This window comes from Okeania sp. (assembly GCF_983059655.1).
Genome location: NZ_CEZPJD010000465.1, coordinates 1 through 6,169, shown reverse-complemented (window position 1 = coordinate 6,169; position 6,169 = coordinate 1). Strand labels below are relative to the sequence as shown.

The 6,169-nt window shown below is 31.3% G+C and carries 4 protein-coding genes and 1 pseudogene; 1 reads left to right on the top strand and 4 read right to left on the bottom strand.

Translation table 11 applies throughout. From position 1 onward, the window contains the following. Positions 1-340 precede the first annotated feature (340 nt). Positions 341-2,482, top strand: a complete 2,142-nt coding sequence (locus tag AC3DU7_RS21920; protein WP_488041425.1) for a tetratricopeptide repeat protein — start codon at positions 341-343, stop codon at positions 2,480-2,482. A 693-nt stretch (positions 2,483-3,175) separates the two neighbouring features. Here the strand turns inward: AC3DU7_RS21920 and AC3DU7_RS21915 are convergent. The 4 genes and pseudogenes from AC3DU7_RS21915 to AC3DU7_RS21900 form a co-directional block, all read right to left on the bottom strand. Continuing rightward, positions 3,176-3,721 carry a 2OG-Fe(II) oxygenase gene (locus AC3DU7_RS21915; protein ID WP_488041424.1) on the bottom strand — a complete coding sequence of 182 codons (546 nt, stop codon included), beginning with the start codon at positions 3,719-3,721 and terminating at the stop codon, positions 3,176-3,178. Between the two features lie 200 nt (positions 3,722-3,921). Continuing rightward, positions 3,922-4,185 carry a hypothetical protein gene (locus AC3DU7_RS21910; RefSeq protein WP_488041423.1) on the bottom strand — a complete coding sequence of 88 codons (264 nt, stop codon included), beginning with the start codon at positions 4,183-4,185 and terminating at the stop codon, positions 3,922-3,924. A gap of 526 nt (positions 4,186-4,711) precedes the next feature. Further along, positions 4,712-5,065 (bottom strand): hypothetical protein, encoded by a 354-nt coding sequence (locus tag AC3DU7_RS21905; protein ID WP_488041422.1) that lies wholly within the window; start codon positions 5,063-5,065, stop codon positions 4,712-4,714. A 118-nt stretch (positions 5,066-5,183) separates the two neighbouring features. Then, positions 5,184-6,044, bottom strand: a pseudogene (locus tag AC3DU7_RS21900) (nSTAND1 domain-containing NTPase); the annotation flags it as partial. Positions 6,045-6,169: the final 125 nt, after the last annotated feature.

Below are 6,169 nucleotides of genomic sequence, written 5' to 3'. Positions count from 1 at the left end.
AGCGATCGCCCTAAACTTTTATTGGATTGATTTGAAATATTTTCCATGCTCTTTAATATTTGTTACTAGCTATAGTCTATATTGATCTTGAGGATAATTCTCCTCTCAGATTTATCATATCTCTTGATTTTTCAAATCTTCTGTTTGCAGTTAATATCTTTTTTCTCAACTAGGTGGCATTAACTTAGAGATAAATCAAAGGGTATTATCAGATGATGTAGCAATCACTCAGGCATACATATTGGGATAATTATGATTTTTCCTCAATTCAATATAGTTAGATTAGATAAAAGGGAGTATAATTTTTGCATCATAATTTTTCATAGCCATAATCAAAAAAATGCCATCGAATTATTTTATATTAGCTCATCAACTACAACTAGAAGGCAACCTAGAAGAATCAATTAATGCTTATCATCAAGCTATTGAAGTAAATCCAAAATTTTCTTGGTCTTATCACTACCTAGGAAAAGTATTGACAAAATTAGGTCGCTTAGATGAAGCTGTAAAAGCTTATACTCAAGCAATAGAGCTTAACTATAACTCTGCTTGGCATCATCACAAATTAGGAGAAGTATTGCTAGAGAAAAAGTTAAGAGATGATGCAGTTGCTTGTTTCCAATCTGCTATAAAAATTAATCCTAATATGTATCAATCATATAACAAATTAGGAGAATTATTTGCTAAAAAAGGGTTACTTGATCTAGCAGTCTCATTTTATCGTCAGTCTATAAGCTTGAACCAAAATTTTTGCTGGCCTTACTACAACTTAGCAGAGGTATTATTTAAACAAAAAAAATGGTTTGAGGCTGTTCCTTTCTATCAAAAAGCTATTCACCTTCATCCATATTTATTTAGAGATAGTGATAAATTAGCAATAGCTTTAAAAAAACAGGGCAGATTAAAAGAGGCTATTGCTGCATATAAATATCTCATAGAACTAAATCCAAATATACCTAAACTTCATCATCATTTGGCAGATACTCTACAAAAATTAGGGAATTTAGAGCAAGCTGTAGCATCATATCAGCATGCCATAAAACTTAGTCCAAAAATGGATTTGCTTCACCGTCATTTAGGAAATGTTTTCCAGCGACTAGGGAATTTAGAGCAAGCTGCTGCTTCTTACCATTATGCTATTAAACTGAAGCCAAAGGTAGAAGATTATTGTAATTTAGGACTTATTCTTGCCGAGCAAAGTAAGTGGATTGAAGCGATTAATTACTATTTACAAGGACTTAAAATTCAACCAAAATCTGAGAAAATTCACCAATATTTGGGAGATAGTCTCAAACAACTTGGCTACTCAGAAGAAGCTCTTTCTTGTTATGAGTTACGTCTTCCAGCTAAGTTTTTAAAGAAGCTCATAGACTGGGAAGTTACATCTATTAACAGTCCTAATAATAATATCAATCACATAAAAATTGGTTCAGCTTATCAATGCCATTTAATACCTCCAAAAACTGTCAAACAGAATATCCATAAGAATTTCACTACAAATCATTTAACTTCCCCTGAAACATTTGTTGCTATAGTTCCTCATGGAAAAGCTTGGATCTATAAGTTAGGTTTTGTTGTCATTACTTCAGATAATAAACTTGTACAGGAAGTATCTCGCCGAAAAAAGTATCCTGAAGAATTAGTTATGTTGTCTCCCAAAAAACCTCCTATTTTTAAAATTGATGGAACAGTAGCTATTATTTTAGGCTTCCAAAACTATTTTACATGGATGTGTCAGGTACTTCCATGTATTAAGCTTTTACGTCAGAGTAATATAGATATGGAAAATATTGATAAATTCGCTTTTCATATATCCTATAAACCATATCAAATAGAAACTCTAAAACTATTAGATATTCCCCTAGACAAAATTATTAGAATAGATGATCATATAGATGCTCATCCTCATATTCAATCTCAAAATTTAATAGTTCCATCACCAATAATAACAAGAAATAGTGATGAATTGAGGGTTACTAAGTGGGGCTGTGAATTTTTGAGAAATGAATTTTTGACTGAAAAAAAAGTTGCAAAATCATCCGATAGTTTGCGGATATATATTAGCCGAAAAAAAGCTGATGTTCGTCATGTTATTAATGAAAAACAGGTCATGGAATTTATCCAAAAATTTGGCTTTCAGAGCGTAGTTTTGGAATCTCTAACAGTGTCAGAACAAGTTGCTTTGTTGGCTAAAGCTGAAGCTGTAATATCTCCTCATGGTGCTGGACTTACTAACATAATGTTTTGTTCTCCAGGAACTAAGATTATTGAAATATTTTCTCCAATTTATGTGATAGTAACTTATTGGATTATTAGTAACCATTGTCAGTTAGATTATTATTATCTTTTGGGCGAGAGTAGTTTTAATGACCCAAAAGCTAAACGACTAGCTTCTTTACCATACAGTCAGAGATGTCGCTTCAGTAATATTTTTGTCAACATTAATTCCTTATCTCAAATTATGAGAACTGCTGGATTATAGCAGTTTTAATGTTTCATAGAGTACAGAGATTTTGGCTTAAAGGCAGAAGGCAGAGGGCAGAAGTTTTATAGTCTACCTTTTTTCCTAATTCAGCTTCATTTCTCGACCATACCTCTTGTTCAATAATGCCTAGTGGTATTCCCTGTGTACTTGCTGTTAAAACTGAGTGGACTTTTAGTCCTTCTTTTATACCCTAATTCAGTTCTTTCTGGTTCTGCTGTGATCCACTGTTCCATTGACTGACTTTTGGTTAAACTCAGAGTCTTTCTTTTGAGAATACACAATCTCTAGATTTTGTCAAACCTTATGTTAAGTAAAGATGTGGGTAATGGATAGGGCTTTAGTCGGAGGTACTGATAACTGAAATGACCCCTTCTTTCGTAGAGACGTTGTATGCAAAATCCCTACCACTTGTAATATTCTTTTTTTTAATTGGTATAAGGAGTTATACAAGAATATTAATAGCTGAATACTTACAATAAATTTAACCACCAACTCCCTACTAATCCACTAATAGTAACCATTGTCTGTCTACAGAACTGCAAAAAAATGTTTAACTGAACCGTATTGAACCATATCCAATCGACCGAGAGAAGAAAAATTTTTCCTTTGAGTAAATCCTCTTCTTTTCAAGGAGAGGTAATTATCAATTTTTAATTGTTGAATTATACCTTCAACTAATAGCTAATTACTCTAAGCTTCATACATAATATCAGTGCGCAAAACATATTTAATGCCTGATTTTACCATGTCACCACAATGCAATTGACGATGTAAAAAAAACAAAGCATCTCCTTTATTTCCCACTACTTCTGTACTTCTAAATTTTGTTGAGCCACCTTCATAACCATCATTTAGATAAAACAATAAAGTCCATCTCGAACGTTCACCATTTTCTCTTTCATAGTAACCATCATAGTGCCAATCAAATTTTTGACCAGGAGAATATTTATAAAACCTAAATCTCTCGTTTAAACCAACACAATATAATCTTTTGCAAGGATTTCTAATGTAAGGCTTTGTTATTTCAAATAATTCTTTTGCTAATTTTTCATCATCGAAAATAACTCTATCATTATTTCTAATACTTTTGTCCATAACAAATCCCTGACTTGTTGTGATAGTCGCTGGTTCAAATCCAATAGATTCAGCTATTTCTATGTATTTATCACATTGCTTTTCAGTCAGTAACTTTCGGACTACAAAGAATTTATCTGAGTATTGATTTATTTCTTTCATTTCATACAATAATCTCTCGAAAAGAGGCAGTAGGAAGGTAGGGGGAAATAATTGACAATTTCTGTGGGATAATTGATTTGATTTTTTATTATTGAAGATGTCTAATATAATCTTCTTTAGCCTATATTTTTTTAACAAAAATTCTGCTTTTTACAGACTGGAAACTTGTGTTACTAAAATCAATGTAAATCCTTTTCAACTTATAACAAAGTCACTCCAGTAATTACATCTTTTGGCAGTTTAGGAGGTGCAGGATCGACTGTTAAATATAAGATGCTACTGTAGGGAATAACTTGAATACTATTATCTGTTAATTGTAAAACTAATTTATCAGATTTTTGTAATTGAAAAAGACGACTAGCAATACCAATATCTTCCCATCCTTGTCCTGAAACTTCAAAAGTTTGAGTTTCTCCATTAATATAGGTTATTTTGACTTTAAAAGATTTTTTTTCAGTATCCATAATAATTATTTTTCAGAATAAATTTCTACTTGATTACTAATTTTAAGTTAAGTCTTGAAGATTTTTATGAGTCAATATGACAATTTGACAACTTGCACACCCTATAAAACTAATCTGAAATAAGTTAATGTTTGCTACCAAAGATTGATAGGGAGTGTGGGAGGTTCGGAGGTGTGGGGAGATGGGGAGATTCGTATATTTGCACAATTTTTTGTATTTCATAAGTATATGCCTCATAATGACACTCAAGGTTTTCAGTATGGAGCATCAGTATGGGGCATAGAAATTTAGTTTATGATATTGGTCATCTTAAATATTTAACCAGTGGAATTATTTCTAAAGTATTTATTGTGTCAAATCTTCGTAAATTAATGACGTGCTTTACAAAGATTATCTTGCAAATAAACTGTAGAAAAGTAAGGAATGAGAATTAAATAAGAACCAAAGTTTTTGCCTAGGATTATTCCACTGAAATACTTCTGTGCAGGAAATCTGGAAGTTAATAAATCCTCATTCCTAATAACTTCTATGGGTTAGAGAAACCTTGTAAAAAAGCAGAGGCAATATTAAACGCAGGATTATCTACAACTTCTTGTAGAGCAGTTAAACTACCAGACTTAATTGCGCTGAAAATTCTCTTCTTCAAACTAGGGTTTTGGTCGATAATTTTCGCCAATTTCTTACCTAATTCTTGCTCACTTATGGTCTTAGTCGAATAACTTTTTTCAAGTTGGTTGAGTAAATCTTGAATTTCCTGTGCAGCTTCAGCGAGTGTTTTCTGTTGTTCAGAGTTATAGTTATATTGTTTGTCAATACCAACTTGTTTTCCATAAATAGAAGCATTTCCTTGATTCGTGAAATTGATTGTGTTATCTGACATAACTTAGATTTCCTTTGTGAACTTAACCTTGACTAATTTTTAGTTTAACTTATTCAAAAAAAGCTTGTGTTTTGTTTTTTTCTTAAAAGAAATATTTATATGAAAACTATCTCCAGCTTTAGCACTTATCTTTGAGCTTGCATATAATCCTAACTGGACTATCAAAAATAATTGGAAAAAATTCTAAAACTACAGGCATTCCAACAAAAAACAAAAATAATAAAATTACAATTCTATATACTATTGGTGTTTTACTAATTGTATTATTTTTGCTAGTTTTTTTTGTTAAATTATTTTGTTCAGGACGCTTTTTTTGCTCTGCCCGCTTTTTTTGTTCTCTCTTGTAAACCTCGGCTATATATTCATTTTCAGTAATTTCTTCGTAAGCTCTATATGTTAGCTGTTTACCATTTTGTTTTTCCCATAATTCAATTAGGGAAAATGCTAATAAAGCTAGACGTTCCTCTTTTTCAATGACATCTTCAATTAGGCGTTCAACCAATCTTTTTTCAACTTCAATTCCCAATTTTTGAGTTGGTTTTTCTATGACTTCTCTTAGTTGGTCTGACTTCATTTGTTCTAAGGTAATTCCATCTTTTTTCAAGACATCCGCTAAAGGTTTATGGAACTCAGCATTTTCTAAAAAATTTGTTCCTATTGTAGTAATTAACTTTGTTGACAAAAAGGATTTTTCTGTGGAATTTTGAAACGTTTGTAAGAGAGCATTAATAAACTTGTATCGGGTTTCACCATCAGTACAAAAAGTGTAGAGTTGTTCAAATTGATCTGCAATAATTAAGATACGATTCCGTGGATATTTTTGCTGTATTTTATCAATAATTTTTGATAACGAAGTAGTTTTATTTTCAAGTGAAGATTTTAGTTTATTTGTTTCAGCCTCTAATTCTGTTTGATCAATTTCTGGAATATAGAGTGGAACTAAAGCTTGAGCAAGATTATAAAAAGGGTCTTCTCTAGGACGAAAAAATGTAAATAGTCAATTTTTTGCTTTTGCTAATCGCGGAATTAATCCTGCTAAAATCGCTGAATATTTACCGAATAATTAACTTATTAATAATTAAATAATTCGGGTTTAAAGCCTCC